Genomic DNA, 26,778 nt, shown 5'->3' with positions numbered 1-26,778 from the left:
TCCCACCAGCGCACCCACGCCCGCAGCAAAGTTGGCGCCCAACAGTGGGCGCTCACGCGGCAGTGCCTTGCTGTACTGCCGGCTCAGCTCGGACAGGCTGGCGGAGGCAAACACCAGGCTGGCCGTGCCATAGGCGTACGAAGTGCTGCCCAGTTTGGCGAAGCTACCCCGTATCGCGTCATACATATCGACGGTGGTCAGCGTTCGTGACAGCTCTGCATGGCGCGACGTTCCGGTGATCACCGCTTTCGCGTTCAGCGCCTTGAACAACCGCAACTGATCGCTGTCCACCAAGGCAACGAGGCCGACCCTGAAACGCTTCCCTTCCATATCCGCATCAGCCGCGGCAACGGCGTGCGCGGCGACGGCGCGCGCCTGGCTGGCCGCGTTCAACCCGGCGCGCTCACTGACGGCCATCGCCAAGGCATTCCGTGCGCGCTTTGGGGTCGTATGTCCGCTCAGGTCCACCAACTCAGTGCCCGGCGACGCCGACTGGGCGAGTGCGGTCAGCATTCCCACCTGCATGCGGGTGGGCAACAGCATGGCGCCGTCTTCGAATACCTTGCCAACACCGCCTCCGATCATTCGTGTCAGTGGCCCGGATAGCTGCTCCACCAGCCGTGCCGTCCCCTGGAACATCGCACTCAGCTTTCCGGAGGACTCTGCATCCAGCAGTGCTTTGAGCGCATTGGACAGGCCGTTGGCCGCTGTCAGCCAGTCCCGCGTACCCGGTGCAACACTCGCCTTCTCCATGGTGTCTTTCCAGATCTTCTGCAACGCATCCTGATTCCACATCTGCGCTCGCAGGAAGATGGCTCCCGGGTCCTGCACGTCATCCTGCTGCAGACACTCCAGTAGATAGCCCATGATCAGGCCGCGCGAGGCTGAGTCGCGCAGCAGATTGGTCACGACTTCCTGGTAGAGCACCCCGCTGGTGCTGTCCTTGCTGTCGTAATTGCTCTGCATGTGCTGCTTGAAAGAAGGCGCCTGCCACCATGCAATCATTGCCCGATCCAGATCGGCCACGGTGTCCTCATGGAACCGCGCCTGCGCGGGGGCGTAGATCGTCTCCAACCAGTGGGTATGCGCATCGACCTGGCGCAGGTGACGGCTGTACTTTCGCCAGGACTTGTCGGCCTGGGCCAGCACCGCCTCCTCATCCTCGACAGCAAATATGTCGTGATTCCACGCTTGCAGGGGCCTGGCCAGCTGCTCCGCATTGGTCTTCCCGCCCAGAATGCTGACCACGCCACGACCGAACATGGCGGCCTCTCTGCGGCGGTACGCGACATCCTCGAATGCGCCATGCCGGACGGTGCCCTCTATCAGTGAGATGGACGACGCAGACTCAACCCTCTCCCGCCGCTCAGGCTCCGCCTCCCATTCGAGAATGCGTTCGATGGCGAGCTGGTTGAGATCGGAAATGATGCCGATCGGATCGTCCAGCGCCACCAGCGCAGGCGGCGATACCTGCGGGTGGCCAGCAGCAATGCCTGCCTGCGCGATCAACTGGTCGACCTGCGCGGTGGAGTAGTTTGCCCATTGATCCAGGCTGTATTCGAACGCATGCACACCGGGAACTGCGTTGATCGCCGGTATGCCCTGCACTCCCCGATCATTGCGTGAGACTGTCAATGTCGTGGATGGCTTGGCGAGATGGAGTTCAGCCACCAGGGCGGGAGCTTGCCCGAGTTCGGCAAGGTGTGGCTGCGGCTGCCCACTGCCCCGCCACGCGGCAACATCAATGCATCGCATATGCTGCTGGCGGTAGGCAGCGTCCTGATGCCTCCGCCACACCCTGCGCGTCCACGGTGCGCTGCTGTAGGCCAGCCACAACAGGGTTGCCTGGGCGGCATCGGGCACGATGATGCATTTGGACAGCAGCGTTTCGCCGTGGCGCGAGCACCTCGCCGGCTGCGTATCGTTCTGCGGCGGCGGGGTCTGGTCGCGGATGTCGAACGCACTGAGGTCGCCGTATTCATTCAACTGCCATGCCCTCCACTCATCGCGCGCCTGGTGGTAGCTGTAGACATAGCCGCCGCGCAGCAGGCGAAGTGCATAACGTGCAGACACTTCCGGCAACGGCTGCTCGCCCGTAACGCCATCGAATGGCGCTTGCAGCACCGGCGCTGCCTCACGGACCTCCGCATCTGCCCGCGCCACCGCGTAGCGCGCAAGCAGCAGCGGCAATCCGGACGTGATGCAGTTCGGGCAGTAGTCGGGATCGCTTTCGAGTCCAGTCATGCCGCCTCCGTCTGCAGACCGTGTTGGCGTCCCAGCTCGCAGGCCATGCGATAGGACATCCCCTGCTGGTGGACACGCGTGAGCCGCAGGTTCAGTGCCGCCTGCTCGGCCGCATCCCCGGTGCCGCGCAGTCGCTGGCACGCATGCGCCTGCTGATCGTCCAGATCCTGCAGCCCCATGCTCTGGGCCTCGCCGATCGCCTGAAGCACCGCAGGCAGCAGCGTGCTTGCATGGCCGCCCCTCTCTTCGGAAAGATCTCTCAGGCAACCATTGATGCAGGCGACCTGGGCCAGAACACTCCACTGGTCTGGATGGATCAATGGGCCGGACGGACCCTCGGCAGCCGGCCGTGGGTGAGTACGCCACGTGTTGCCCAGCGGCTCATGCCAGGTCCATGCCGAGATCGGTCCCATCAACTGTGCCATCTGCGAAGGACCCAGCAGCCACCGAAGGTGTCGGAACACCCGTGCGTCGTGGATGCGGAACAACACCCTTCCGGCATGCGGTCGCAGAAGGGCCATCCGGTTCATCAGATGGTTTCGGACCCGGTCCGGTACGTCACTCTCAAGCAGGGTGCAGAACAGCGGCCGGCCGCGATCACGCAGCTGGGCATCGGCCCGCTCAAGCAGTTCAAGCCGCGTCTGCCAAGGCAGTGCATGCAGTGGCACCAGCAAGGGGGGATTGTGCAGTCGCCTGCCCAGCAGCGGTGGGTTCAGCGGTTCGACGGGAAGATCGGCGAACTGTGCGGCAGCGACCTGCGAGGGATCGACGATGCCATGCGTCTGCGCGAGGAAGGTACGGTGCCCCATGTCGACAGGGGCCGCGTCTGGTGAGTCCAGGTCCATTGGATCACGATGGGAAAGTGTGATTCCACGGTAGGACCCTGCACCTGAGGCGTTAAGAGGCAGACGCGACAGTTCGCGCAATCGCTCCGCTTTTGCAACTTTTCGTACGGCGGTGCCGACGCCCTGCTGCCGGACACGACGAGGCCCGGAATGACCGGGCCTCGCTTCAGATCCGCCGGGCGTAGCCCGGTGCGTGCCCTGTGCTCAGCCAGAGATCGCCAGGCGTTCGTTGTGGTAGCGGCGCACGGCGGCGAACCACAGCACAGCGGCCAGGCCCAGGCTGGCGCCGAGGTAGATCGCCCACACCGAGGGAGTGATGGTCTCGTGCCGGATCACCTTCAGCAGCATCTGGTTCTGCGACAGGAACGGCACCGCGTACTGCCACAGCTGGCTTTTCACCGGATAGGCGATCAGCGCGTAACCCGGCAGCATCGGCAACAGCATCAGCCAGGTCATGTGGCTCTGGGCTTCCTTCATGCTCTTGGCCGCAGCGGCCAGGAAGGTCAGCAGCGAGGTGCCGATCAGCAGCATCGGCAGCATCACCAGCAGCATCTGCACCATCGCCATGATGTTCATGTTGAGCTGGCGGCCGATGTTGCCCGGCGCGATCTGGGCACTGACCTTGAACGCGATCAGGGTGAGCAGCAGCGACGCGAAGCCGACCATGCAGGCGGCGGCGATCTTGCCGCTGACGATGGCGCTGCGCGACCCTGGCGTGGCCAGCAGCGGTTCAAGAGACTGCCGTTCGCGCTCGCCGGCGGTGGTGTCCATCACCAGATAGGCGCCGCCCAGGAACGAGGTCAGGGTCAACAGGATCGGCAGCAGTGCCGACAGCATCAGGCCACGCTTGGCTTCGGCACTGGCCATGTCCTGGCTGGCCATGTCCAGTGGCCGTGCAACCTGGGCGTCGATGCCACGCGCCATCAGCCGCAACGCGCCGACCTGGCCGTTGTAGGTGGCCAATGCCGTCTGCAGGCGCGCAGTGGGCACCTCCGCGGCACGCCGCGTGCTGTCACGGATCACCTCCACCAGCGCCGGCTTGCCGTCGGCCCAGTTGCTGCCGAACTCCGGGCTGATGCGCAGCGCCACGTCGATCTCCTGCGAGCGGATGGCCTCGGCCAGGTCCTTCGGCGCGGCGGTGGCATTCAGGCCCTGGGCGGCCAGGAAGCGGACCAGGTTCGGCGCGTGCTCGGCACCGATGGTGGGAATCTGCAGCGGCTGCTCGATCTGGGTGCGCACGCGGCTTTCAGACAGCTTGCCCATGCCCAGGATCAGCAGCGGGTACAGCAGCGGGCCGAACAGCAGGGTCAGCGCCAGTGTGCGGCGGTCGCGCGACAGGTCACGCAGCTCCTTGCGCATCACCGTCATTAGGGTCGACATCATGCTCATGCGTGCAGGCCCTCTTCGCTGCCGATCAGTTTCACGAACGCGTCTTCCAGGTTGGATTCGCCGGACTGCGCGCGCAGTTCATCGGCACTACCGGCTGCCATCACCGTGCCCTTGGCGATGATCACGATGTGGTCGCACAGCGCGCCCACCTCCTGCATGATGTGGCTGGACAGGATCACGCAGCGGCCTTCCTCGCGCAGGCCCAGCAGGAAGCGGCGCAGCGCGCGCGTGGTCATCACGTCCAGGCCGTTGGTGGGTTCATCGAGGATGACGTTACGCGGGTCGTGCACCAGCGCGCGGGCGATGGCGGTCTTGGTGCGCTGGCCCTGCGAGAAGCCATCGGTCTGGCGGTCGAGGATGTCACCCATGTCCAGTGCATGCGACAGCACGTCGATGCGCTCGCGGATGCGCTGCGCGGACAGGCCGTGCAGCTCGCCGAAGTAGGCGATGTTCTCGCGCGCGGTCAGGCGCTTGTAGACGCCGCGCGCATCGGGCAGCACGCCAAGATGGCGCCGCACTTCCACCGGGTCGCGGGCGGCGTCGATGCCGTCGACGCTGATGCTGCCCTGGTCGGGTGTCATCAGCGTGTACAGCATGCGCATGGTGGTGGTCTTGCCGGCACCATTGGGGCCGAGCAGGCCGGTGATCTGGCCATCGGCGGCACGGAAACCGACGTTGGACACCGCCTGGATGCGGCCGGTGCGGGTGTCGAAGGCCTTGTGCAGGTTGTCGGCGACGATCATGGGGTCCATCCGTTGAACGAGGTGAACGCCGGCACGTAGCTCAGCGTATCCAGGCAGCTGGCATCGAGCGCCTTGGCATCGGTGGTATCGATGAACTGGCCAAGCAGCCGCGGCATGCAGCCGGCATTGAGCGTGCCATGGCCCTGCCCGCGGGCGACCAGCGCACGGCCATTGGGCAGGCCCTTGAGCACCTGTTCGGCATAGCGCGGCGGGGTGACCGGATCCAGTTCACCGGAGAGCAGCAGCACCGGCAGGTCCGACTTCAGCGGCGCGGTCAGCGCGGCCGGTGCCGGCTGGTGCGGCCACACCGGGCAGGCCGCGAAGAACGCACGTGCCGCTTCGGCACCGAACAGGGCGTCATCGCTCTCTGCCGGGGCCTGGAAGCGCGGCGCATCCTCGCTGCAGATCACCGACCACTGCATGCCACGGTTGATCTGGAAATCCATGCTGCGGGTCGCGCCGCGCACCAGCGAGGCCAGCGGCGCGTATCGGCCCTGCGCCGCTTCATCCAGCACCAGCGGCAGCAGCGAGGAGTACTCGGGCACGTAGGAGAATGCGAAGGCCAGGCCGACCACGCTGTCCGGAGACAGCACGTCCTGGCGGGGCGCATTGGTGCCGGGATCGCGGTAATCGACCGTGACCGGCGCACGCCGCAGGGTCTCGGCCACGGCGCGCAGCTGTTCCCGGGTATCGACCGGGAACCGCTTGCTGCAGGCGGCATCCTTGCGGCACTGCGCCGACTGCAGGGTGATCGCGTTGTCGAACGTGCGGGCGAACTCGCCGCCGACCACCAGGTCGTTGGGCACCACGCCATCGATGACCAGGCTGCGGGTGTGCTGCGGGTAGGCGATCGCGTAGCGCTGGGCGACGCGCGTGCCGTAGGAACCGCCGACCAGGTTCAGCCTGTCCACGCCCAGCGCCTGGCGTACGGCGTCCAGATCGGCGATGGCCTCGGCGGTGGTGTAGAAGCGTGCATCGGCGCGCCCCTGCAGCGAGGCCGCGCAGCGCTGCGCGTAATCGCGCAGCGAGGCCTCGGTGGGGGCCGCGTCCTCGTCCATCTGCAGCTCCTTGCCATCCGCGCCGAGGCAGCTGAGCGGGTTGGAACCGCCGGTGCCGCGCTGGTCGATCAGGAACACGTCGCGCTGCTTGCGCACCTGGCGCAGCGCGCTGTCGACGATGACCGCCACTTCGCTGGCGGCCTGCCCGGGGCCACCGGCCAGGAAGAACACCGGATCAGGCTGGCCGGCTCCGCTGCTGCCCGATTCCAGCCAGGCGATGCGCAGGTCGATCTGGCGGCCGCCGGGGTGGGCGCGGTCCTCTGGGACCTGCAGGGTCGCGCACTGGGCTTCGACATTGGCGCTGGCACCTTCGGTGGACAGCGTGCAGGGCTGGAATTCGATGGCGCCGAAGCGGCGGCTTGGGGCGTCGCTGTCGCCCCGGGTGTCGGCTGACGGCGGCTGGCTGCAACCGGCAAGCATCAGGCTGGCCAGCATTCCGGCCAGCGCGAGGTGGTGTCTTTGCATCGTGCTCGTTTCCCCTGGAGGCGTTCCTGTCGACCACGACGGGCTGCCGCGGAAGATGTGACCCAACTTACACGGGCACGGCCTCGACGGCGATGGGAAACGGCGAAATCGCCGCTGCCGGTGCGCAGGCCAGCTGATCGCGCCCGGCGGCCTTGGCCTGGTACAGCGCCGCATCGGCGGCGGCCAGCAGCGTGGACAGGTCACCCCGGCCTTCGTCCATGGCCAGCCCCACGCTGGCGGTGACCGCAACCGGCCCCGTCGCCAGCACTGCCGGGTGTCGTTGCAGGCGGGTGCGGATCAGCGCCGCCAGCATGATTGCGTCGCTCGACGTGCTGCCTGCCAGTACCAGCACGAATTCCTCTCCCCCATAGCGGCCCAGCAGGTGGGCCCGCCCCTGCGTGCAGTGCTGCAGCACGGCAGAGAAGTGGCGCAGCACCTGGTCACCGGCCAGGTGCCCCCAACGGTCGTTGATCTGCTTGAAATGGTCGACATCGACCAGCAACAACGCCAGCGGACGGCCCTGCTGGCGGACGCGCTGCAACTGCGCCTGGCCATCGGCCAGTACCGCGCTGCGGTTGAGCAGGCCGGTCAGGCCATCGGTACGCGCCGCGTGCCGCAGGTCGACCAGCATGCGCTCGACCAGCAGCAACACCATGGCGAAGCAGCGCGCCAGCTCCAGCATCACCCCGGCAATATAGGTGGCGAACATCGGCGAGCCGGTGCGCATGATGTCCTCGCCAGCGCCGGGCGCCACCGGCAGGAACAGGCGCACGGCATACAGCGTGGCTTCGGCCAGGAACACCACCGCCGCCAGCCGGCAGCTGGTGCGTTGCTGCGCCGGCGCATGGCGCAGCAGCAGCCAGGCAATCCAGCCATCGACGGTCAGTGCGAACACACTGAACACCTGCAGGCGCATGTGCAGGTCCGGCCAGAGCACCAGGAACGCGAAAATGCAGGCCATGAACGCCGCTGCCATCAGCAGCGGCCGCCACAGCGGCAGTGGCTGCTGCAGATGCAGCGCCACCCCGCGCAGCATCATCAGGCCACAGCCGGCCATCGCTGCATTGCCGGCCAGCACCGCAGGCGCCAGCGGCAGGTAGGGCCGCAGTGCCAGCAGGGTCACCCCCAGCGTCAGCAGCCACAGGCTGATGGTCCACTGCCGCAGTACCGGTTGCCCGCGCAGCACCACCAGCAGCAGCGAGAAGCCCACGGCAATGCCGATGCAGAGCAGGAAACCAAGCACGGTGATGGTGGGGAAATCCAGGGACATGCGGCGCTCGTCGACCGGGGCGGCGCGCGCATCTTAGCGCCTTGCCGCGCGATGCCTGCAGCGTTCCGTGGCCCGGTGCGGATGCGAGGTCGGAAAACGGCGAGCAATGCCATCGATGCGCACGCAGAATCTGCGCAAACCCAAGGAGCTGCCCATGCACGCGTGGTACCTCGGTGGCCTCGACCACCGCCCTTTCCAGCACCTGTTCGAGAAGAACGACACTGCGCTTGCCGCGCTGGGCATCCAGCGCCGCTGGGCGGGCGACGGCGGCGGCCATCCCTGCCGGATCAGCCTGAGCGACCCGCCCAGTGGCAGCGAGCTGCTCCTGCTGTCGCATGTCCATCTGCCCCTGCACTCGCCCTATCACGCGTCCGGCCCGATCTTCGTACAGCGCGGCGTGACCCGGTGCGTGCTGCCACCCGGCGTGGTGCCGTCCTATGTGCAGCGGCGGATGATCTCGGTGCGTGCCTACGACCGGTCTGCGCTGATGCTCGGTGCCCAGGTCTGTGCGGGCACCGAGGTCGCCGCGCAGCTGGATGCGCTGTTCGCCAACGCGGCGGTGGCGTTCGTGCAGTTGCACAACGCCGCGCATGGCTGCTTCTCGTGCCAGGCGGACAGGGTCGATGCACAGGGCGCGTAGCGTGGCCTCCATGACGTGATCGGCGCCACGCCGATCGCGTGACGCCCAGCGCATCCGTTCAGCCCCACGTGAAGCCTGCGGGAAGGGCTTCACATGCGCAGTCACGGATCGGAGCGTCCAGGGTTCCACACCCTGCAGTGCGACTCGATACTCGCCGGGGTGGCGCCGGAAGTCCGCCGCGCAGCGCAGTTCCTGCGGTCACCGCTCCCTTTCGACGACCACAAGGATGCGCCATGTCATTCCGATCCACACCGCTGTTGCTGGCCACCTCATTTGCTGCCGCAGGCCTTGCCCTGGCCGGCACCGCGTCCGCCCACGGCACCATGACCACGCCGGTCAGCCGCGTCTATGCCTGTTTCCAGGGCAACCCGGAGAACCCGACCAACCCGGCCTGCGCCGCCGCAAAGGCAGTGGGCGGTTCGCAGGCGTTCTACGACTGGAACGGCATCAACCAGGCCAATGCCAACGGCAATCACCAGGCCGTGGTCCCCGACGGCAAGCTGTGCAGCGGCAACAACCCGACCTTCCGCGGCCTGGATCTGGACCGCAGCGACTGGCAGACCACGCCGATCCAGCCCGATGCCAATGGCAGGTTCACCTTCGTCTTCAAGGCGACCGCGCCGCACGCCACGCGCGACTGGCGCTTCTTCGTCACCCGCGACGGCTGGCAGCCGGGCAGCCCGCTGCGCTGGGCCGACCTGCAGGAGTTCTGCACGCTGGGCAACACGCCGCTGTCGGCAGATGGCACCTACAAGCTGCAGTGCACGCTGCCGCAGCGCAGCGGCCAGCACGTGATCTACAACACCTGGCAGCGCTCGGATTCGACCGAAGCGTTCTACACCTGCATGGACGTTCGCTTTGAAGGCAACGGCGGTGGCACCACGCCGGTGCCGCAATGGCAGGATGCCGGCCCAGTGACCGCACGTGGCGAACTGCCGGTCGGCACCACCCTGGCCCTGCGGGTGTTCAACGCCAACGGCAACGATGTCGAGCGCGTGGAGGCGACGCTGGCCAGTGGCCAGACCGCGCCCGCGCAATGGCCGTTGGCGCTGGCACGCAAGGTCAATGCCAGCGCCCAGCATGCGCGCGTGGGTGTACTCAGCAACGGCGTGATCACACCCGCCGCCTCGGCCACCGGCAACCGGGTGTACCTGAAGAACGGCAACCGCTTCCAGCTCGACACCCAGCTACCGGAGCCGGGCACGCCCTCGCCGGGCGGCGATTTCGATCATGTGTACCCCGCCGGCATCGGCAGCTACGTGCCCGGCCAGACCGTGGTGAAGGGCAGCGACGGCAAGCTGTATGCCTGCCGCCCGTTCCCGGAAGGCGCCTGGTGCAACGTCAACGCCGACGCGTACCGGCCGGGCGTGGGCGCAGCCTGGCGCGATGCGTGGATCGCGTACTGAGACCGGATGCAGGGAACGGTGCCTGAGCACCGTTCCCTGCAAATCGTGAAACGCACTGGCTTGCAAGCGTGAAGTCGTTCCCACTCGAGATCACGCAGCTTTTTTTTTCAAAGTAATCCGATGGATACAGGCAGCCGGCATACCGAGACTTCACCGGGTTCCACCACCCACAGGAGATCTCCATGCATCTGTCCCACCGGGCCGTCCTCGCGCTGTCCGTGATCGCCGGCGTAGCCGCTTCAGGCAGCGCGTTCGCCCACGGCACCATGTCCAAGCCCTCCAGCCGTGTCTATTCCTGTTACCAGGGCAACCCTGAAAACCCGACCAACCCGGCCTGTGCGGCAGCCAAGGCCATCGGTGGCGCGCAACCCTTCTATGACTGGGCAGGCATCAACCAGGCCGGCGCCAATGGCAACCACCAGGCCGTGGTGCCCGATGGCGAGCTGTGCAGCGGTGGCAACAGCAAGTACCGCGGGCTGGATCTGAACCGCAGTGACTGGCAGACCTCACCGATCCGTGCCGACGCGCGCGGTCGCTATACCTTCGAATTCAAGGCACCGGCACCCCACGCCACCCGCGACTGGAAGTTCTACGTCACCCGCGAGGGCTGGCAACCGGGCAGCCCGCTGCGCTGGGCCGACCTGCAGGAGTTCTGCACGCTGGGCAACGTGCCGCTTTCCGGCGACGTCTACAAGCTGGACTGCCCGCTGCCCAAGCGCAGCGGCCAGCACGTGATCTACAACACCTGGCAGCGCTCCGATTCCACCGAAGCGTTCTACACCTGCATGGACGTGCGCTTTGAAGACGGTGGCGGCGTAACCCCGCCCCCGCAGTGGCAGGACGCCGGCCCGGTCACTGCCCGTGGCGCGCTGGAAGTGGGCACGACCCTGACCCTGCGCGTGTTCAATGGCAACGGCAACGACCTCGAACGCCCGGAAATCACCCTGGCTGCCGGCCAGACCGGCGCAACGCAGTGGCCGCTGGCCCTGGCCCGCAAGGTCAATGCCAGCGCGCAGAATGCCCGCGTGGGTGTGTTGAAGAATGGCGTGATCACGCCGGTGGCATCGGCTACCGAGAACCGCGTGTACCTCACGCCAGGCCATCTGTTCCAGCTCGATACCCGGATGCCGGATCCGGATCCGGTCGATCCGCCGCCTGGCGACTACGACTTCGTGTACCCGGCGGGTATCGGCAGCTACATCCCGGGCCAGACCGTGGTGAAGGGCACCGATGGCAAGCTGTACGCCTGCCGCCCGTTCCCGGAAGGCGCCTGGTGCAACATCAATGCCGAGGCCTACCGCCCGGGCACCGGCTCTGCCTGGCGTGATGCCTGGATCGAGTACTGAGTCACGGCACCGGGGGCGGCGTGATGCCGCCTCCGGTTGTTCGGATTGCCGGCCCGCGGCCGGCACGACCCGCAATCATTTGCTGCTGACGTACTTCTCGCGGCGGATCTGCGGGTTGCCCAGGCCGGCGGCCTTGAGCAGCTCGGCACAGGCATCGACCATGTCCGGGTTGCCGCACAGGTAGGCGATGTCGGTGGCCGGGTCCGGGGTGAAGCCAGCCAGCGCCTGCTGCACGTAGCCGTGCTGTACGTCCGGGTGCGGATCAGCCGGCAGTTCGCGCGACAGGCACGGAACATAACGGAAGTTCGGGTGCTTTTCGGCGAAGCTGTAGAAGTCTTCGCTGTACAGCAGCTCGCCCGGGCTGCGCGCGCCCTGCAGCAGCACGATCTGCACGCCACGCTCGGCCATCTCCGTTTCCAGCAGCGGCAGCATCGAGCGGTAGGGCGTGACGCCGGTACCGGTGGCGATCAGCAGGTAGCGGCCGTTGTGGTCACCGGGATTCAGGCAGAAGCGGCCATAGGGGCCGGACGCGCTGACCTGGCCACCGTCCTCCAGCGCCTCGAACAGGGCCGTGGCGGCGCCGCCGGGCACGAAACTGACCGCGATATCCACCGCCTCGCCCGGGCCCAGCGCGTGGTCGTGGATGGTCGCCAGCGAGTAGCTGCGCTTGGTTTCGGTGCCGTCGGCGTAGCTGAAATGGACCTGGATGAACTGGCCGGGCTGGAAATCCAGCGGCTGTCCATCGTCACGCACGAACTGGTAGTGGCCGACGGTCGGGGCCAGCATGCGACGGCCGACCAGCTTGAGGGGGAATTGAACAGGCACGACTTTTCGGGACAGTGTGTAGCCGGGGCAAGCCCTCGGGGTCTTCTATAATAGCCCCTCCCCGCCCCCTCTCCAGCGCCAGCCCATGGGCGCGAAGGCTTCGAGCTTGGCATCCCTGAACGAAACTGCGCCCGCCCTGCGCGTGCGCGACCTGCGCAAGACCTACGACAACGGCACCCAGGCCCTGAAGGGGGTTTCCCTGGAAGTGGCCCCGGGCGACTTCTTCGCCCTGCTCGGCCCCAACGGCGCCGGCAAGTCGACCCTGATCGGCATCATCAGCTCCCTGGTCAACCTCAGCGAGGGCCAGGTGGAGGTGTTCGGCAGCGACCTGGTGCGCAACCGCAGCGCCACCATGCGCCTGATCGGGCTGGTGCCGCAGGAGATCAACTTCAACCTGTTCGAGAAGCCCTTCGACATCCTGGTGAACTACGCCGGCTTCTATGGCGTGCCGCGCGAGGAAGCGGAGCAGCGCGCCGAAGAGGAACTGAAGCGTGCCCACCTGTGGGAGAAGGCGCAGGTGATGAGCCGCACGCTGTCCGGCGGCATGAAGCGCCGGCTGATGATCGCGCGCGCGATGATGACCCGCCCGCGCCTGCTGATCCTGGACGAGCCGACCGCCGGCGTGGACATCGAGATCCGCCGCGACATGTGGCGCGTGCTCAAGGAAATCAACGCGGCCGGCACCACGATCATCCTCACCACGCATTACCTGGAAGAAGCCGAGTACCTGTGCCGCCACCTGGCGATCATCAACCACGGCCAGATCGTCGAGCAGGGCCCGATGCGCGCCCTGCTGGCCAAGCTGGACGTGGAAGGCTTCCTGCTGGACATCGACGGTGAGCTGCCCGCGCAGCTTCCGGTGATCGAGGGCGCGACCCTGACCGCACCGGACCCGCACACGCTGGACATCGACATGCCGCGCGCGATGGACCTCAACCGCGTGTTCGCCACGCTCAACGAGGCCGGCATCCGCGTGCGTTCGATGCGTACCAAGAGCAACCGCCTGGAGGAGCTGTTCGTGCGCCTCACCGGCAACCTGGAGACCTCCGCATGAGCACCACCGAGCTGACCGACGGCCAGCGCAACCGCGTCGCGCTGATGACCATCGTGCGCCGCGAAGTCGCCCGCATCATGCGCATCTGGGGCCAGACCCTGGTGCCGCCGGCGATCACCATGACCCTGTATTTCCTGATCTTCGGCAACCTGATCGGGTCGCGCGTGGGTGACATGGGCGGCTACACCTACATGCAGTTCATCGTGCCGGGCCTGGTGATGATGAGCGTGATCCAGAACAGCTACGGCAACATCAGCTCCTCGTTCTTCGGCGCCAAGTTCGGCCGCCACGTGGAGGAACTGCTGGTCAGCCCGATGCCGAACTGGGTGATCCTGTGGGGCTATGTGGCCGGTGCGGTGCTGCGTGGCCTGATGGTGGGCGTGATCGTGCTGATCATCGCGATGTTCTTCACCCCGGTGCGCATCCCGCACCCGATCGTGATGCTGACCACGGTGATCCTGGGCGCGACGATCTTCTCGCTGGCCGGCTTCATCAACGCGGTATACGCGAAGAAGTTCGATGACGTGGCGATCGTGCCGACCTTCATCCTGACCCCGCTGACCTACCTGGGTGGCGTGTTCTATTCGGTGAAGCTGCTGCCGGGCTGGGCCGAGGCGGCCACGCACGCGAACCCGATCTTCTACATGGTCAATGCGTTCCGCTATGGCCTGCTGGGCAGCAGCGATGTACCGCTGCCGATGGCCTACGGGCTGATGATCGGTTTCGTGGTGGTGCTGACGGCGCTGGCGCTGTGGCTGCTGCGCCGTGGCGTGGGCATGCGTAGTTGAGTTCTGCGCGCAGGGCCTGCGGCCCTGCACCCGCCGAATCAACGTCAACTTCAACGGCAAAAGCAACAGCAGGCATTCCGCGGGATGGCAGGGTGGGTCCGGTTGCGGGGGACGCCGTAAACCCATCCATGGGGGCTTGGCCGCGGCATCCATGCCGCGGACACCCCCGCAACCGGACCCACCCCGCCTTCGACAGTTCTCTGCGATCTGTCTGGATGGCATGACCCGCTCCTGGTGGGTGTCGACCTTGGTCGACACGATGGATCCACGCCAGGCGTGGTTAAGGTAGTGCGCATAGAGCCGAGCCCATGCTCGGCTCTTTTTTGCCTGCAATCTCCGGCACAATCGCAGGTCTGATTCCCCCAGAAACGGTGAACGTGCAATGCGCATCCTGATTCTCGGCGCCGGTGGTACCGGCGGTTACTTCGGCGGTCGGCTGGCCCAGGCCGGCGTGGACGTCACCTTCCTGGTCCGCCCTGCACGCGCCGCCCAGCTGGACCGCGACGGCCTGGTCATCCGCAGTCCGCTGGGCGATGCCAGTTTCCCGGTGCAGCACGTCACCGCCGACGCCCTGCCCGCGCTCGCCGCGCAGCGACCGTTCGATCTGGTCATCCTCAGCTGCAAGGCCTACGACCTGGACAGCTCGATTGACGCCATCGCCCCTGCGGTGGGTTTGAGCACCACCGTATTGCCGATCCTCAACGGCCTGCATCACTACAACGTGCTGGACGCGCGCTTCGGCCGCGACGCCGTGCTCGGCGGCCTGTGCTTCATCAGCGCAACCAAGGCGCCCGATGGCGCGGTGCTGCATCTGGGCAAGCCGGCCAAGCTGACCTTCGGCGAGCGTGATGGCGGCGCGATCTCCGCGCGCGTGCAGGCCTTCGCCGCCGCCTGTGCGCAGGCCAGCCTCGATCACCTGGCCAGCGAACACATCGGCCAGGAGCAGTGGATCAAGTACACCTTCCTCACCGCGTTGGCTGCCGCCACCTGCCTGCTGCGCGCGGATATCGGCAGCATCGTCGCCACCGATGATGGGCAGGCCATCGTGCGGGGGCTGTACGACGAATGCCTGGCCGTGGCCGAGGCGGCCGGCGAGCCGGTTCCCGATGCTGCGCAGGAGGCCGCGCGCGGCACCTTGACCCAGTCCGGTTCGGCGCTGAAGGCGTCGATGCTGCGCGACCTGGAAACCGGCCAGCAGGTGGAGGCCGAACAGATCGTCGGCGACATGCTGGCGCGCGCGCGCAAGGCCGACCAGGAAGCCCTGCTGCTGCAGGTCGCCTACAGCAGCCTGCAGGCCTACCAGGCGCTGCGCAGCGCGTGAGCCTGGCCTCGCCCGCGAATGCTTTGCCCGCAAGGGTGCTGATCCTCGGGCTGGGCTGGAGCGGGCGCGTGCTGGCCGCGCAGCTGCAGGCGCGGGGCGTGCATGTGGCTGGCACGGTGCGTGATCCGGCGTCGGCACCGCACGACGGCGTGCGGCGCCATCAACTGCGGGCCGACGCGACACTGTCACCGGCTCTGCTCGACGAAGTCGCGCAGGCCGACGCCGTGCTGTGCAGCGTGCCACCCGACGCTGAAGGCGATCCTGCACTGCGCCTGGTGCTGCCGGCACTGCAGGCCAGCCCCGCGCTGCGCTGGGTCGGCTATCTGTCGTCAACCTCGGTGTACGCCGACCGGACCGGCGGCTGGATCGACGAAACCAGCGTGGCGGATGCCACCGAAGCCGCCGGCCAGCAACGCAGGCAGGCCGAAGCACAGTGGCGTGCACTGGCCGAACAACGCGGCATCGCCTCGGCAGTGATGCGCCTGCCCGGCCTGTATGGGCCTGGACGCAATGCGCTGCTGCAGCTGGCACAGGGGCGCGCACGCCATGTGGTGCGGCCTGGCCTGGTGTTCAACCGGCTGCATGTGCAGGACCTGGCGGCGGTGATCATCGCTGCGATGCGACGGCCCACACCTCATGCGGTGTACCTGCCAGCCGATGATGAGCCGGCACCGCCGCAGGACGTGCTGGCCTTCGCCGCGCAGCTGGGTGGTTTTGCGATGCCGCCTGCCGTGGCGTGGGACGACCCGCTGCTGGGCCCGACCTTGCGGCGCTTCTACGAAAGCAACAAGCGCATCGACAGCCGTGACACGCGCGAAGCGCTGGGCTGGGAGCCACGGTTTCCGACCTATCGGGAAGGGCTGCGCGCCTTGGCAGATACGGATCTTCGCGGTTGAACCGGTAGTGCCGGCCGCTGGCCGGCAGCACCGTCTGATTGGCGGCCAGCGGCCGGCACTACCGGATCAACCGGCGTCGGGCAGACGGAAGAACGCACGGGTTGCTGCGGTCGCGTTGGCCGCGGTCACCGCCACGTCTTCGCCACGGTCGCGTGCCAGTTCCTCCACGATGTGCGAGAGGAACATCGGTTCGTTGCGGCGGTCCTTCGGCAGCGGCTTCAGCGTGCGCGGCAGCAGGTATGGCGCATCGGTTTCGATCATCAGGCGGTTGGCCGGGATGTTCTTCACCAGCTCGCGCAGGTGTGCGCCCCGGCGCTCATCGCACAACCAGCCGGTGATGCCGATGTACCAGTCCTGGTCCAGGTAATCGAACAGTTCATCGCGTTCGCCGGTGAAGCAATGCACCACCGCCGGACCGATGCGGCCTTCGAAGTTCTTCATCTGCGCCATGAAATCGGCGTGCGCGTCGCGCTGGTGCAGGAACAGCGGCTTTCCATTGTCTGCGGCGAGCTGCAGCTGGCGTTCGAACGCGCGATGCTGGGCCGGGCGCGGCGAGAAGTCACGGAAGTAGTCCAGCCCGCACTCGCCCACCGCCACTATCTCCGGATGGGCATGCAGCGCGCGCATCTCGGCATCGCATTCCTCGGTGTACTCCACCGCGTGATGCGGGTGCACGCCGGCGGTGGCGTACAGGAAGCCCGGATGCTGCTGCGCCAGCTGCAGGGCCAGCGGCGAGTGCTCGCGGCTGGCGCCGGTGATCACCATCTGCACCACGCCGGCCTGGCGCGCGCGGTCCAGCACGGCATCGCGGTCGCGGTCGAAGGAGTCGTGGGTCAGGTTGGCGCCGATATCGATCAGGTGCATGGTCATCGCGGGGGAAAAGTGCCCGCGCATTGTACCTGCGCCCGCCGTGGCCCCTTATCCTTTGCACATGAACGCCCCGCTCTTCCCGATCTCCCCACTGCTGCCACAGATCCAGCAGCACCTGGCCGCACAGCCGCGGCTGGTGCTGGAAGCCCCGCCGGGCGCCGGCAAGACTACCCAGGTGCCGCTGGCGCTGCTGGATGCGCCGTGGCTGCAGGGACGGAAGATCATCCTGCTGGAACCACGGCGGGTGGCCGCACGCAGCGCGGCGCTGTTCATGGCGCGGCAGCTGGGTGAAGAGGTGGGCGGCACGGTCGGCTACCGCATCCGCTTCGAGAACAAGGTCTCGGCGCGCACCCGCATCGAGGTCGTCACCGAAGGCATCCTGACCCGCATGCTGCAGGACGACCCGATGCTGGAACAGGTCGGCGCGATCCTGTTCGACGAATTCCACGAACGCCACCTCAGTGGTGACCTTGGCCTGGCGCTGGCGCTGGACGTGCAGGCGCAACTGCGCGACGACCTGCGCCTGGTGGTGATGTCGGCGACGCTGGATGGCGAGCGCCTGACGCGCTTCCTCGATGCACCGCGCTTGAGCAGCGAGGGCCGCAGCTACCCGGTGGCGATCAGCCATTTCCCGGCACGTCGCGACGAAGCACTGGAACTGCAGGTGCGCCGCGCGGTGCAGCAGGCGCTGGCAGAACATCCCGGTGACCTGCTGGTGTTCCTGCCCGGCCAGCGCGAGATCGCGCGGGTGCAGGCCGGCCTGCAGGAATCTATCGATGGAGGTGTCGAGGTGCTGGCCCTGCACGGCGAACTGCCGGTGGAGCAGCAGGCGCGCGTACTGCAGGCCGCCAGCGATGGCCGCCGCCGCGTGGTGCTGGCCACCAACGTGGCCGAGTCCTCGGTGACCCTGCCTGGCGTGCGCGTGGTGATCGACAGCGGCCAGGCACGCGAGCCGCGCTACGACCCCAACAGCGGCTTCACCCGGTTGGATGTGGTGGCCATCGCGCAGGCCTCGGCCGACCAGCGCGCCGGCCGTGCCGGGCGCGTGGCCGAAGGCGTGGCCTGGCGGCTGTGGCCGCAGTCGCAACGGCTGGAACCACAGCGCCGTGCCGAGATCGACCAGGTGGAACTGGCCGGGCTGGCACTGGAACTGGCGGCCTGGGGCAGCAGCGACCTGCGCTTCCTCGACCCGCCGCCGGCCGGCCCGATGGGCGCGGCACGCGAACTGCTGCAACGACTGGGCGCGCTGTCCGAGTCCGGCGCGATCACCGCGCTCGGTCGCCGCGTGCTGGCGCTGGGCACGCATCCGCGGATGGCGGCGATGCTGCTGGCCGCACCGGACGCACGTGCGCAGGCGCTGGCGGCCGATCTGGCCGCGCTGCTGGAGGCGCGCGATCCGCTACGCCAGGGCGGTGACGCGTTGGCGGCACGCTGGCGGGCGCTGGCGGCGTTCCGCAACGGCCGTGCGCCGGGCGATGCCAACCGCAGCGGGCTGGCCGCCATCGATGCGGCCGCCAAGCAGTGGCGGCGACGCCTGCGTTGCGAGGCCACTCCGCCCAACAGCGTCGAGGCGCACGAACTCGGTGACCTGCTGGCGCATGCCTTCCCCGACCGCATTGGCGTCCAGCACCCCAGCGATCCGCTGCGCTATCTGCTGGCCAATGGCCGCAGCGCGCGCCTGCATGAACTGAGCGACCTGCGCGGCGAGCCCTGGCTGGTGGCCAGCGAGCTGCGCTTCGAGGCGCGCGATGCGCTGCTGCTGCGCGCCGCACCGGTGGATGAAGGCCAGCTGCGCACGGCGTGGCCGGAACGCTTCGTGACCGAAGATGTGGTGCGCTGGGACGGCGAGCGTCGCGCCCTGGTGGCGCTGCGCGAGACCCGTTTCGACCGCATCGTGCTGGACAGCCGCTCGGCCGGCCGTGTCGATCCGCAGCAGGCCGCGCAGGCGCTGACCGATGCGGTGGCCGAGCTCGGCCTGCAGGCGCTGCCGTGGACCGAAGGCCTGCGCCAGTGGCAGGCCCGGGTGGAATCGCTGCGGCGCTGGATGCCGGAGCTGGAACTGCCCGATTGCAGCGACGCCGCCCTGCTGGCCAACCGCGCGCAGTGGCTGCAACCCGCGTTCGCCGGAAAGAGCCGCCTGGATGCGCTGGACGAGGCCAGTTTCGGCGAGGCGCTGAAGTCGCCCTTGGAGTGGTCACAACGGCAGCAGGTCGAACGCCATGCGCCGACCCGCATCACCGTGCCTTCCGGGCTGGAGCGGCCGATCACCTATGCATTGGACAGCGAGAACGGCGAACCGCTGCCGCCGGTGCTGGCGGTGAAGCTGCAGGAACTGTTCGGTCTGGCCGACACCCCACGCATCGCCGAGGGCCGCGTGCCGTTGACCCTGCACCTGCTCTCGCCCGGCGGCCGCCCGCTGCAGGTCACCCAGGACCTGCGCAATTTCTGGGAAAACACCTACGCCGAAGTGAAGAAGGAAATGAAGGGCCGTTACCCGCGTCATCCGTGGCCGGATGACCCGTGGACGGCCACCGCGACGCACCGCGCCAAGCCGCGCGGGACCTGACCGGTTGTGCCGGCTGCAGACCCTGCCTGATCCTGAATGGCTGCGCTGGAGTCACGCCACGCACGGCCCCGCCTGACATACCGTTTACGGGCAACACGCGACACTGGACTTCGACCCGAGGCAAAGGACCCCCGCATGAGCAAGCTGACTGTAATCACCGACCGCGCTCTGGAGCGCGCCCTGGAGCTGGCCCACACCGCCGGCGATGGCCTGAAGAGCGCCGGTGGCAGCCTGCGCAATGCGGACTGGATCAAGACCGGTGCCGCCATCGGCGCAGTGAAGACCGGCGGCAAGGCCGCCACCAAGTTCGTGCGCCGCAACCCGGCAGTGGCCGTGGCCGCAGCCGCGGTGGGTGTCGGCCTGCTGGGCTATGCGCTGTACCGCAAGCAGCAGAAGAAGAAGGCCGCCAATGGCCACGTGGTGAATGGGCAGGCGCAGCGCATCAGCGCACGCGACCGCCGCAATGCCACCGTGGTTGACGAGCACAGCGATATCGGCAGCGACGCCTGAGGCATCGCGCGTTGCCAGGGCCGGACCGCTTCCACGGGAGGCGCTCCGGCCCTTGCCTTTTCTGCGGTGCGTTCAGCCGATCTGCCGCCACTGCCCCGGTTGCAGGTCGTCCAGCCGGTACGGCCCCATCGCCACCCGCACCAGCCGCAGCGTCGGCAGGTTCACCGCCGCGGTCATCCGCCGCACCTGGCGATTGCGGCCCTCGCGGATCGTGATCGCCAGCCACGCATCGGGCACGGTCTTGCGGAAGCGCACGGGCGGATCGCGTGTCCACAGCGAAGGTTCTGGATCGAGGCGTTCGATCTTCGCCTGAAGGGTCGGCCCGTCATTGAGCAGCACGCCGTCGCGCAGCTGCTGCAGCTGTTCGTCGCTGGGCGTTCCCTCCACCTGCACCCAGTAGGTCTTGTCGGCCTTGTGCTTCGGGTCGGTGAGTTTGTGCGCCAGCGTGCCGTTGTCGGTCAGCAGCAGCAGGCCTTCGCTGTCGTGGTCCAGGCGGCCGGCGGCGTACACCCGCGGCGGCAGGCCGAATCCCGCCAGGGTCGGCCGCGGCGGCACGCTGCGGTCGGTGAACTGGCAGAGCACGTTGAAGGGCTTGTTGAAGGCAATCAGCATCGCGGGTGCGGCAGGCGGCGGGTACGGCATTGTCCCATTCCCGCGCCGCCGCCGCGATCACCGCCGGCTCAGCCGAACACCTTCCATTCCAGCAGGAACGACCCCAGCACCAGCGCGATGCCGCACGCCGCGATGATAGTGGCGCGGCGCCGCAGGCGTGCGGACGGCGGGCGGGCGCTGCGTGCACGATCCTCCAGCAGGACGCCGGCGAACAGCACTCCGAAACCAACAGTCCCGACCAGGTCGTGGGCGTGGCCGCCGTAGAACACGAAATCGATCAGCCGCGTCAGCACCAGTACCGCGACGGCGATGTAAAGGATCTTCTTCAACAGTCCATGTCCTTGAGTACGATTGAACCCCGGCGCGCGCGGTGAGCCGGGCATGGGCCCGGCTCCATGGTGGGCGCTCCGCGCGGGCAATGCAGCGTGCCGCCTTACGGCTTGATGAAGCGCAGGGTCATGCGGTCGCTTTCGCCGATTGCCTGGTACTTCGCGTCGTCGGCCTTGTCGTGCTGGTTGGTCGGCGGCAGCGTCCACACGCCGTTCGGGTGGTCCTTGGTGTCACGCGGGTTGGCGTTGACCTCACTGCGCGCATCCAGCTTGAAGCCGGCCGCCTCGGCCATCGCAATCACCTGTTGCTGGCCGACGTAGCCGGTGTCATCGTCGTCGGCCACATCGGCCTTGGCGCGATGCTCGACCACGCCCAGCACGCCGCCCGGCTTGAGCACGTTGAAGAAGCCCTGGAACATGCCCTGCGCCTGGCCGGCCTTGCGCCAGTTGTGCACGTTGCGGAAGGTCAGCACCACGTCGGCTGAACCGGCTGGGCCGAACACCGGCTTGGCCGGATCGTAGGCGACCACGGCGGTCTTGCCGAACTCTGCCGGTGCAGCGGCGTACTTCTTTTCCAGGCTGTCGCGGCTGCGCTGCTGGTAGTCACGGCCGCGGCCTTCGGGCACCGCCATCGGATCGACCACGGCGGCAACGTAGTGGCCCTTGTCGTGCAGCAGCGGCGCCAGGATTTCCGAGTACCAGCCATTGCCGGGGGTGATCTCGATGACGGTCTTGTCAGGCGCGACCTTGAAGAACGACAGCGTCTGCGCCGGATGGCGGAAGCCATCGCGCTTGACGTTATTGGCATCACGGGTCGACGCCTTCACCGCCGCATCGATGGCCGGTGAGACCTGGATCTTCGCCGGTGCCACCGTGGCCGGTGCGGCGAACGCGGGAACAGCGGCGAGCAGGGCCGAGGCAAGCAGCAGGCGGCAACCACGCAGGGACGAAGCAGGCATCATCGGGGCGACTCCAGCGGAAGATGCGGCGAGACTAGCAGTCGCGGCGTCCCAGGTGTTCACAAAGCGTTAGCCAGGGGCGCGCGGCGGAACACTGTTTTGTGGTCGCCGCCGCAGCGCGGTCACACAACGCGTTCTATTCTGGAACACTTCCCCCCAAGGAGTCCGTGCCCATGACGGCAACCCGCGAACTGGGCCGTTCCGGCCTGCATGTACGTCCGCTCGCCTTCGGTGGCAACGTGTTCGGCTGGAGCGCCGATGAGAAGGCCAGCTTCGCCCTGCTCGATGCCTTCGTCGACGCCGGCTTCAATCTGGTCGACACCGCCGACGTGTATTCGGCGTGGGTGCCGGGCAATACCGGCGGCGAATCGGAAACGCTGATCGGCAAGTGGTTTGCCCGCAGTGGCAAGCGTGACAAGGTGGTGCTGGCGACCAAGGTCGCCAAGTGGGCCGAGCGCCCGGGCCTGACCCCGGACAACATCAATGCCGCCGTCGAGGATTCACTGCGCCGCCTGCAGACCGACGTGATCGATCTGTACCAGGCCCACGAGGATGACGAGTCGACGCCGCTGGAAGCCACGCTGGCCGCGTTCGGCCGTCTGATCGAAGCCGGCAAGGTACGCGCCATCGGTGCCTCCAACTACAGCGCCACGCGCCTGGCCGATGCGCTGAAGGTGTCCACCGACTACAAGCTGCCGCGCTATGAAACCCTGCAGCCGGAGTACAACCTGTACGACCGCGCCGGCTATGAGAAGGAACTGGAACCGTTGGTGCAGCGCGAGCAGATCGGCGTGATCGGTTACTACGCGCTGGCCAGTGGCTTCCTCAGCGGCAAGTACCGCACCGCGGCCGATGCGGCCAAGAGCCCGGCGCGGGGCGAGAACGTGGTGAAGCGTTACCTCAACCCGCGCGGCCTGCGCATCCTGGAGGCGCTGGATGATGTGGCCAGCAAGCACAACGCCAGCGCCGCGCAGATCGCGCTGGCGTGGCAGATCGCGCGGCCGTCGATCACCGCACCGATCGTCAGCGCTACCAGCGTCGAGCAGCTGCACGATCTGCTGGCGGCGGCCAACGTGTCGCTGAGCGTGCAGGATGTCGCGCAGCTGGATGCTGCCAGCAAAGAAGCTTGAGACCCGATAGTGCCGGCCGCTGGCCGGCACTGCACAACAGCGAAGAAAATAATTGAACAAAATGGTTGCGCACGACTAAATCGTGGTTTATCGTGCGCACCTCGTTTCAACAACCACTGGAAACTTCCCTTGAACGCGCATTCCGTCGCCATCGCCAAACTGCTGCCATGCCTGCGCATGGACGTGCTGGCGCGCGCGTTCGGCAAGGACGTCCAGCTGACAACGGCATGATACCCGCCCTGCGGAGATCGGCCACCCCGATCTCCGAGGCCTGACGACGCCCTCGGAACGCAAGTCCCGGGGGCGTTTTCGTTTGCGTCGGCACGAGGACCCGCGATGCCAGAACTGCTGCCCGCGCGGCAACCCGCCGCTCACTGACCCAGGTTTCCCCGCCCCGCCGAAGGATTTACTTCGCGCGACCGGCAGCGCCTGGACATTATCTGCATCGCACCCAAACATTATCGCTCGCGATAATGTCGGTGGCCTGCACCCTCGATTCTCCAACGGTCCCGTTTCCACCACGGGCTGGTGCGCGCGGCGTTGCCGTGGCGTATGCCGGAGGTCGCGGACAGGCCATCGCCTGGATCGCCTGCTGGACGCAGGCGCCGGTTCGCCGGTACGCGGTTCGATTCCGCGCGGTCCCCAACTGGATAGCTCAGCTTGGTCAGAGCAACGGATCCTGATTCCGTCTGTCGTGGGTTCGATTCCCACTCCAACCACATGACCTGTCACGTCATGACTTGAAACAACACCCGGGGCGCAAGCCCCAGCGGCCATCGTTGCCTTCCCTGCCACCGCCTTCGGGCGCGGCCAGGAAGGCAACGGACCACACGCCGGGCCCTGGCCCGTCGCCATCTGCTGCTCCGCTCCGCACCGGCGCTGCCTGCCGGCAACGACGATGGCACGGGTGATGACGCGCCGCAGGCTCCGCGTGCGGACCGTCCCGCGATGGCCGCCCTCTTCCGCGGGCTGCACACGCTGTGCAGCCGGCCACGCCACGACCTGATCGGCCCGGGTCATGGCGTTTCATCGCATCGGGTCGAACCACCAGAGCCATACAAGGAGAGATTCCCATGTTCTGGACCATCAAGGTCGTGATCGGCGACGGCGAGCGCGGCCTGGTGTATCGCAACCGTCGTTTCCAGCAGATCCTGCTGCCGGGCGTGCACCGCCTGTCGCCGTTCGGCGGCCGCCCGCACGTGGACATCCACACCGCATCGAAGGGCGCGGCCTACACCGGCAGCGACCAGGACAGCCTGATCGAGGCACTGGGCGCGACGCTGGACACGCACTTCGTGCTGGCCAATGTCGGCGCCAGCGAGGTCGGCCTGTTGCTGCGCAATGGCCGCATCGATGAAGTGTTGCCGCCGGGCAGCCGCCGCCTGTATTGGCGGGGTTCGGTCGACACCCAGGTGCGGGTGATGGCGCTGGGTGACGAGCCGCGCATTGCGGTGGACGTGCAGCAGCGCCTGGGCCAACTGGGTGTGCTGCCGCGTGTGGCAGTGATCAGCACCGTGCCGAGCGAGTCGGTCGGCCTGCTGTTCATCGATGGCACGCTGCGGCAGACGCTGGACGCCGGCCTGCACGCGTTCTGGAACTTCAACGGCAACGTGTCGGTGGAGCGCGTGGAGCTGCGTGCACGTTCGCTGGACGTGTCCGGCCAGGAACTGCTCAGCCGCGACAAGGTGACCCTGCGGGTGAACCTGGCCGCGACCGTGCAGGTGGTTGACCCGGTGCGGGCACACCGCACGCTCAGCAATGCCGACGAGTTCGTCTACCGGCAACTGCAGTTCGGCCTGCGCCAGGCGATCGCCGCGCGCAGCCTGGACGAGCTGCTGGGCGACAAGGCGGCACTGGACGGCGAGATCGCCGCGCATGTGCAGGCGGCGATCGAGGGCCACGGCGTGCGGTTGCTCGGCGTCGGCATCAAGGACGTGATCCTGCCGGGCGAGATGAAGGAGATCCTCAACGGCGTGGTGCTGGCCGAGAAGCAGGCCCAGGCCAGCGTGATCCGTCGGCGCGAGGAGGCCAATGCCACGCGTTCGCAGCTCAACACCGCAAAGCTGATCGAGGACAACCCGGTGCTGATGCGCTTGAAGGAGCTGGAGGCGCTGGAGAAGGTCACCGAGAAGATCGACACGCTCACCGTGTTCGGCGGCCTGGACGGCGTGCTGAAGCAGCTGGTGACGATCAGGTAGGGGGTAGCGGCGGCGCAGGGACGCGCCGCCGGCCCATCAAGGACATACACGAAGACATGGACACTCAACACAACTATCAATGGCTGCACGCCGAGGGCACCACGCCGATCAAGGGCTGGGTCAACGGGGTGCCGCTGGAAGCGCAGGCGCATGAGCAGCTGCGCAACATCGCCGCGATCCCGTTCGTCGGGCCGTGGGTGGCCGTAATGCCGGACGTGCACCTGGGCAAGGGCGCGACCGTGGGTTCGGTGATCCCGACCCGCGGCGCGATCATCCCGGCCGCGGTCGGCGTCGACATCGGCTGTGGCATGGCCGCCGTGCGTACCACGCTGCGCGCCAACGACCTGCCCGATGACCTGCGGCAGCTGCGCAACAGCATCGAGCGCAGCATCCCGGTCGGCAACGGCCGCGGCGGCGAGCACCACCGCATGCCCGACAGCATCCACACTCGGCTGCTGCAGTCCGGGCTGGCCGCCGGGCTGGAGAAGATCAAGGACAAGCACCGCCGGATCCGCACCGACAAGCTTGACCGCCAGCTGGGCACGCTGGGCGGCGGCAATCACTTCATCGAGCTGTGCCTGGACGAGACAGACGCGGTGTGGGTGATGCTGCACAGCGGCTCGCGTGGCACCGGCAACCTGATCGGCACCTACTTCATCGAGAAGGCGCGCGAGGAGCTGGCCCGGCGCGTGCTCGGCTTCCACCTGCCGGACAAGGACCTGGCGTTCTTCATGGAAGGCGAGCCGCTGTTCGATGACTACGTCGAAGCGGTGTCATGGGCGCAGGACTACGCCCGGCAGAACCGCGAGGCGATGATGTCGCGCGTGCTGGCCGAGATGCGCCACCGGCTGCCGAAGTTCCAGCTGGCGGCGATGGCAGTGAACTGCCACCACAACTACGTGCAGAAGGAAACGCACCACGGCCAGGAACTGCTGGTGACCCGCAAGGGCGCGGTCAGCGCGCGTGAGGGCGAGCTGGGCATCATTCCCGGCAGCATGGGCACGCGCAGCTACATCGTGCGTGGCAAGGGCAACGCGGACAGCTTCCACAGCTGCAGCCACGGTGCCGGCCGGGTGATGAGCCGTGGCACTGCGCGCCAGCAGATCACGCTGGCCCAGCACCGCGAAGCGACCGCGCATGTGGAATGCCGCAAGGACAGCGGCGTGCTGGACGAGTCACCGGCGGCGTACAAGTCGATCGATGACGTGATGGCGGCGCAGCTGGACCTGGTGGACGTGGTGCACACCCTGCGCCAGGTGCTGTGCGTGAAGGGATGAGGGAACGGTGCCGGCCAAGGCCGGCACCCACCGTGCC

General features: G+C 67.6%; 23 protein-coding genes and 1 tRNA gene. 13 read left to right on the top strand and 11 right to left on the bottom strand.

What is annotated here, in order from left to right:
* The 6 genes from AC5P7U_RS18125 to AC5P7U_RS18100 all read right to left on the bottom strand — a co-directional run.
* Positions 1–2,244 (bottom strand): T6SS effector BTH_I2691 family protein (locus AC5P7U_RS18125; protein WP_495221318.1); only part of this gene is annotated, 2,244 nt, incomplete at its 3' end.
* A complete protein-coding gene (locus AC5P7U_RS18120) occupies positions 2,241–3,089 on the bottom strand; it encodes a DUF4123 domain-containing protein (protein ID WP_006428630.1) in 849 nt (282 codons plus the stop codon). The genes AC5P7U_RS18120 and AC5P7U_RS18125, both read right to left, overlap by 4 nt.
* A gap of 204 nt (positions 3,090–3,293) precedes the next feature.
* Entirely contained in the window at positions 3,294–4,478 is a 1,185-nt protein-coding gene (locus tag AC5P7U_RS18115; RefSeq protein WP_006428585.1) for an ABC transporter permease, read from the bottom strand.
* Entirely contained in the window at positions 4,475–5,221 is a 747-nt protein-coding gene (locus AC5P7U_RS18110) for an ABC transporter ATP-binding protein (RefSeq protein WP_197564836.1), read from the bottom strand. Before AC5P7U_RS18110 ends, AC5P7U_RS18115 begins: the two co-directional genes overlap by 4 nt.
* Entirely contained in the window at positions 5,218–6,744 is a 1,527-nt protein-coding gene (locus tag AC5P7U_RS18105; RefSeq protein ID WP_414555919.1) for an alpha/beta fold hydrolase, read from the bottom strand. Before AC5P7U_RS18105 ends, AC5P7U_RS18110 begins: the two co-directional genes overlap by 4 nt.
* A 67-nt stretch (positions 6,745–6,811) precedes the next feature.
* Entirely contained in the window at positions 6,812–8,014 is a 1,203-nt protein-coding gene (locus AC5P7U_RS18100) for a GGDEF domain-containing protein (RefSeq protein ID WP_197564835.1), read from the bottom strand.
* A 154-nt stretch (positions 8,015–8,168) separates the two neighbouring features.
* Between AC5P7U_RS18100 and AC5P7U_RS18095 the strand changes: the two genes are divergently transcribed.
* The 3 genes from AC5P7U_RS18095 to AC5P7U_RS18085 all read left to right on the top strand — a co-directional run bounded on the left by AC5P7U_RS18095 (position 8,169) and on the right by AC5P7U_RS18085 (position 11,406).
* Positions 8,169–8,654, top strand: a complete 486-nt coding sequence (locus AC5P7U_RS18095; protein WP_495221316.1) for a DUF1203 domain-containing protein — start codon at positions 8,169–8,171, stop codon at positions 8,652–8,654.
* Positions 8,655–8,887: 233 nt separating this feature from the next.
* Positions 8,888–10,060 carry a lytic polysaccharide monooxygenase gene (locus tag AC5P7U_RS18090; protein ID WP_495221315.1) on the top strand — a complete coding sequence of 391 codons (1,173 nt, stop codon included), beginning with the start codon at positions 8,888–8,890 and terminating at the stop codon, positions 10,058–10,060.
* 182 nt (positions 10,061–10,242) lie between these two features.
* Positions 10,243–11,406 (top strand): lytic polysaccharide monooxygenase, encoded by a 1,164-nt coding sequence (locus AC5P7U_RS18085; protein ID WP_495221314.1) that lies wholly within the window; start codon positions 10,243–10,245, stop codon positions 11,404–11,406.
* Positions 11,407–11,481: 75 nt separating this feature from the next.
* On the opposite strand, the gene AC5P7U_RS18080 is transcribed toward AC5P7U_RS18085, so the two are convergent.
* Positions 11,482–12,231, bottom strand: a complete 750-nt coding sequence (locus tag AC5P7U_RS18080) for a ferredoxin--NADP reductase (protein ID WP_006428387.1) — start codon at positions 12,229–12,231, stop codon at positions 11,482–11,484.
* A gap of 85 nt (positions 12,232–12,316) precedes the next feature.
* Here AC5P7U_RS18080 and AC5P7U_RS18075 point away from each other — a divergent pair, with 85 nt between their 5' ends.
* From AC5P7U_RS18075 to AC5P7U_RS18060, 4 genes are all read left to right on the top strand, one after another.
* Positions 12,317–13,285 (top strand): ABC transporter ATP-binding protein, encoded by a 969-nt coding sequence (locus AC5P7U_RS18075; protein WP_006428385.1) that lies wholly within the window; start codon positions 12,317–12,319, stop codon positions 13,283–13,285.
* Positions 13,282–14,073 (top strand): ABC transporter permease, encoded by a 792-nt coding sequence (locus tag AC5P7U_RS18070; protein ID WP_008267475.1) that lies wholly within the window; start codon positions 13,282–13,284, stop codon positions 14,071–14,073. Before AC5P7U_RS18075 ends, AC5P7U_RS18070 begins: the two co-directional genes overlap by 4 nt.
* A gap of 382 nt (positions 14,074–14,455) precedes the next feature.
* Complete coding sequence (panE, locus tag AC5P7U_RS18065; protein WP_495221313.1) at positions 14,456–15,394, top strand: 2-dehydropantoate 2-reductase; 939 nt, start codon at positions 14,456–14,458, stop codon at positions 15,392–15,394.
* Positions 15,391–16,290 carry an NAD-dependent epimerase/dehydratase family protein gene (locus AC5P7U_RS18060; RefSeq protein WP_495221312.1) on the top strand — a complete coding sequence of 300 codons (900 nt, stop codon included), beginning with the start codon at positions 15,391–15,393 and terminating at the stop codon, positions 16,288–16,290. Before panE ends, AC5P7U_RS18060 begins: the two co-directional genes overlap by 4 nt.
* 66 nt (positions 16,291–16,356) lie before the next feature.
* Here the strand turns inward: AC5P7U_RS18060 and AC5P7U_RS18055 are convergent, their stop codons facing one another.
* Positions 16,357–17,154: a TatD family hydrolase gene (locus AC5P7U_RS18055; protein ID WP_197564807.1), complete on the bottom strand. Its 798-nt coding sequence runs from the start codon at positions 17,152–17,154 to the stop codon at positions 16,357–16,359.
* Between the two features lie 67 nt (positions 17,155–17,221).
* Between AC5P7U_RS18055 and hrpB the strand changes: the two genes are divergently transcribed.
* On the top strand, positions 17,222–19,726 hold the full coding sequence (gene hrpB / locus AC5P7U_RS18050; RefSeq protein WP_197564808.1) for an ATP-dependent helicase HrpB: 2,505 nt from the start codon (positions 17,222–17,224) through the stop codon (positions 19,724–19,726).
* 135 nt (positions 19,727–19,861) lie between these two features.
* Positions 19,862–20,236, top strand: coding sequence for a hypothetical protein (locus AC5P7U_RS18045; RefSeq protein ID WP_008266133.1), 375 nt, complete (start codon positions 19,862–19,864; stop codon positions 20,234–20,236).
* A gap of 72 nt (positions 20,237–20,308) precedes the next feature.
* On the opposite strand, the gene AC5P7U_RS18040 is transcribed toward AC5P7U_RS18045, so the two are convergent.
* The 3 genes from AC5P7U_RS18040 to AC5P7U_RS18030 form a co-directional block, all read right to left on the bottom strand.
* Positions 20,309–20,848: a pseudouridine synthase gene (locus AC5P7U_RS18040; protein ID WP_478424897.1), complete on the bottom strand. Its 540-nt coding sequence runs from the start codon at positions 20,846–20,848 to the stop codon at positions 20,309–20,311.
* A gap of 68 nt (positions 20,849–20,916) precedes the next feature.
* A complete protein-coding gene (locus tag AC5P7U_RS18035) occupies positions 20,917–21,177 on the bottom strand; it encodes a hypothetical protein (protein WP_308308249.1) in 261 nt (86 codons plus the stop codon).
* 104 nt (positions 21,178–21,281) lie between these two features.
* A complete protein-coding gene (locus tag AC5P7U_RS18030; RefSeq protein ID WP_495221310.1) occupies positions 21,282–22,139 on the bottom strand; it encodes a class I SAM-dependent methyltransferase in 858 nt (285 codons plus the stop codon).
* 170 nt (positions 22,140–22,309) lie between these two features.
* Between AC5P7U_RS18030 and AC5P7U_RS18025 the strand changes: the two genes are divergently transcribed.
* The 4 genes from AC5P7U_RS18025 to AC5P7U_RS18010 all read left to right on the top strand — a co-directional run bounded on the left by AC5P7U_RS18025 (position 22,310) and on the right by AC5P7U_RS18010 (position 26,741).
* Entirely contained in the window at positions 22,310–23,266 is a 957-nt protein-coding gene (locus tag AC5P7U_RS18025; protein WP_197564811.1) for an aldo/keto reductase, read from the top strand.
* Positions 23,267–23,913: 647 nt separating this feature from the next.
* Positions 23,914–23,985, top strand: a tRNA-Gln gene (locus AC5P7U_RS18020).
* 354 nt (positions 23,986–24,339) lie between these two features.
* Positions 24,340–25,464, top strand: coding sequence for a slipin family protein (locus AC5P7U_RS18015; RefSeq protein ID WP_308308252.1), 1,125 nt, complete (start codon positions 24,340–24,342; stop codon positions 25,462–25,464).
* Positions 25,465–25,520: 56 nt separating this feature from the next.
* Positions 25,521–26,741: an RtcB family protein gene (locus tag AC5P7U_RS18010; protein ID WP_481458703.1), complete on the top strand. Its 1,221-nt coding sequence runs from the start codon at positions 25,521–25,523 to the stop codon at positions 26,739–26,741.
* Positions 26,742–26,778: the final 37 nt, after the last annotated feature.

The organism is Stenotrophomonas sp. YJH_SMC_57, assembly GCF_059369755.1.
The sequence above is the reverse complement of the archived record's forward strand: the minus strand, read 5'-3'. Positions and strand labels throughout refer to the sequence as shown.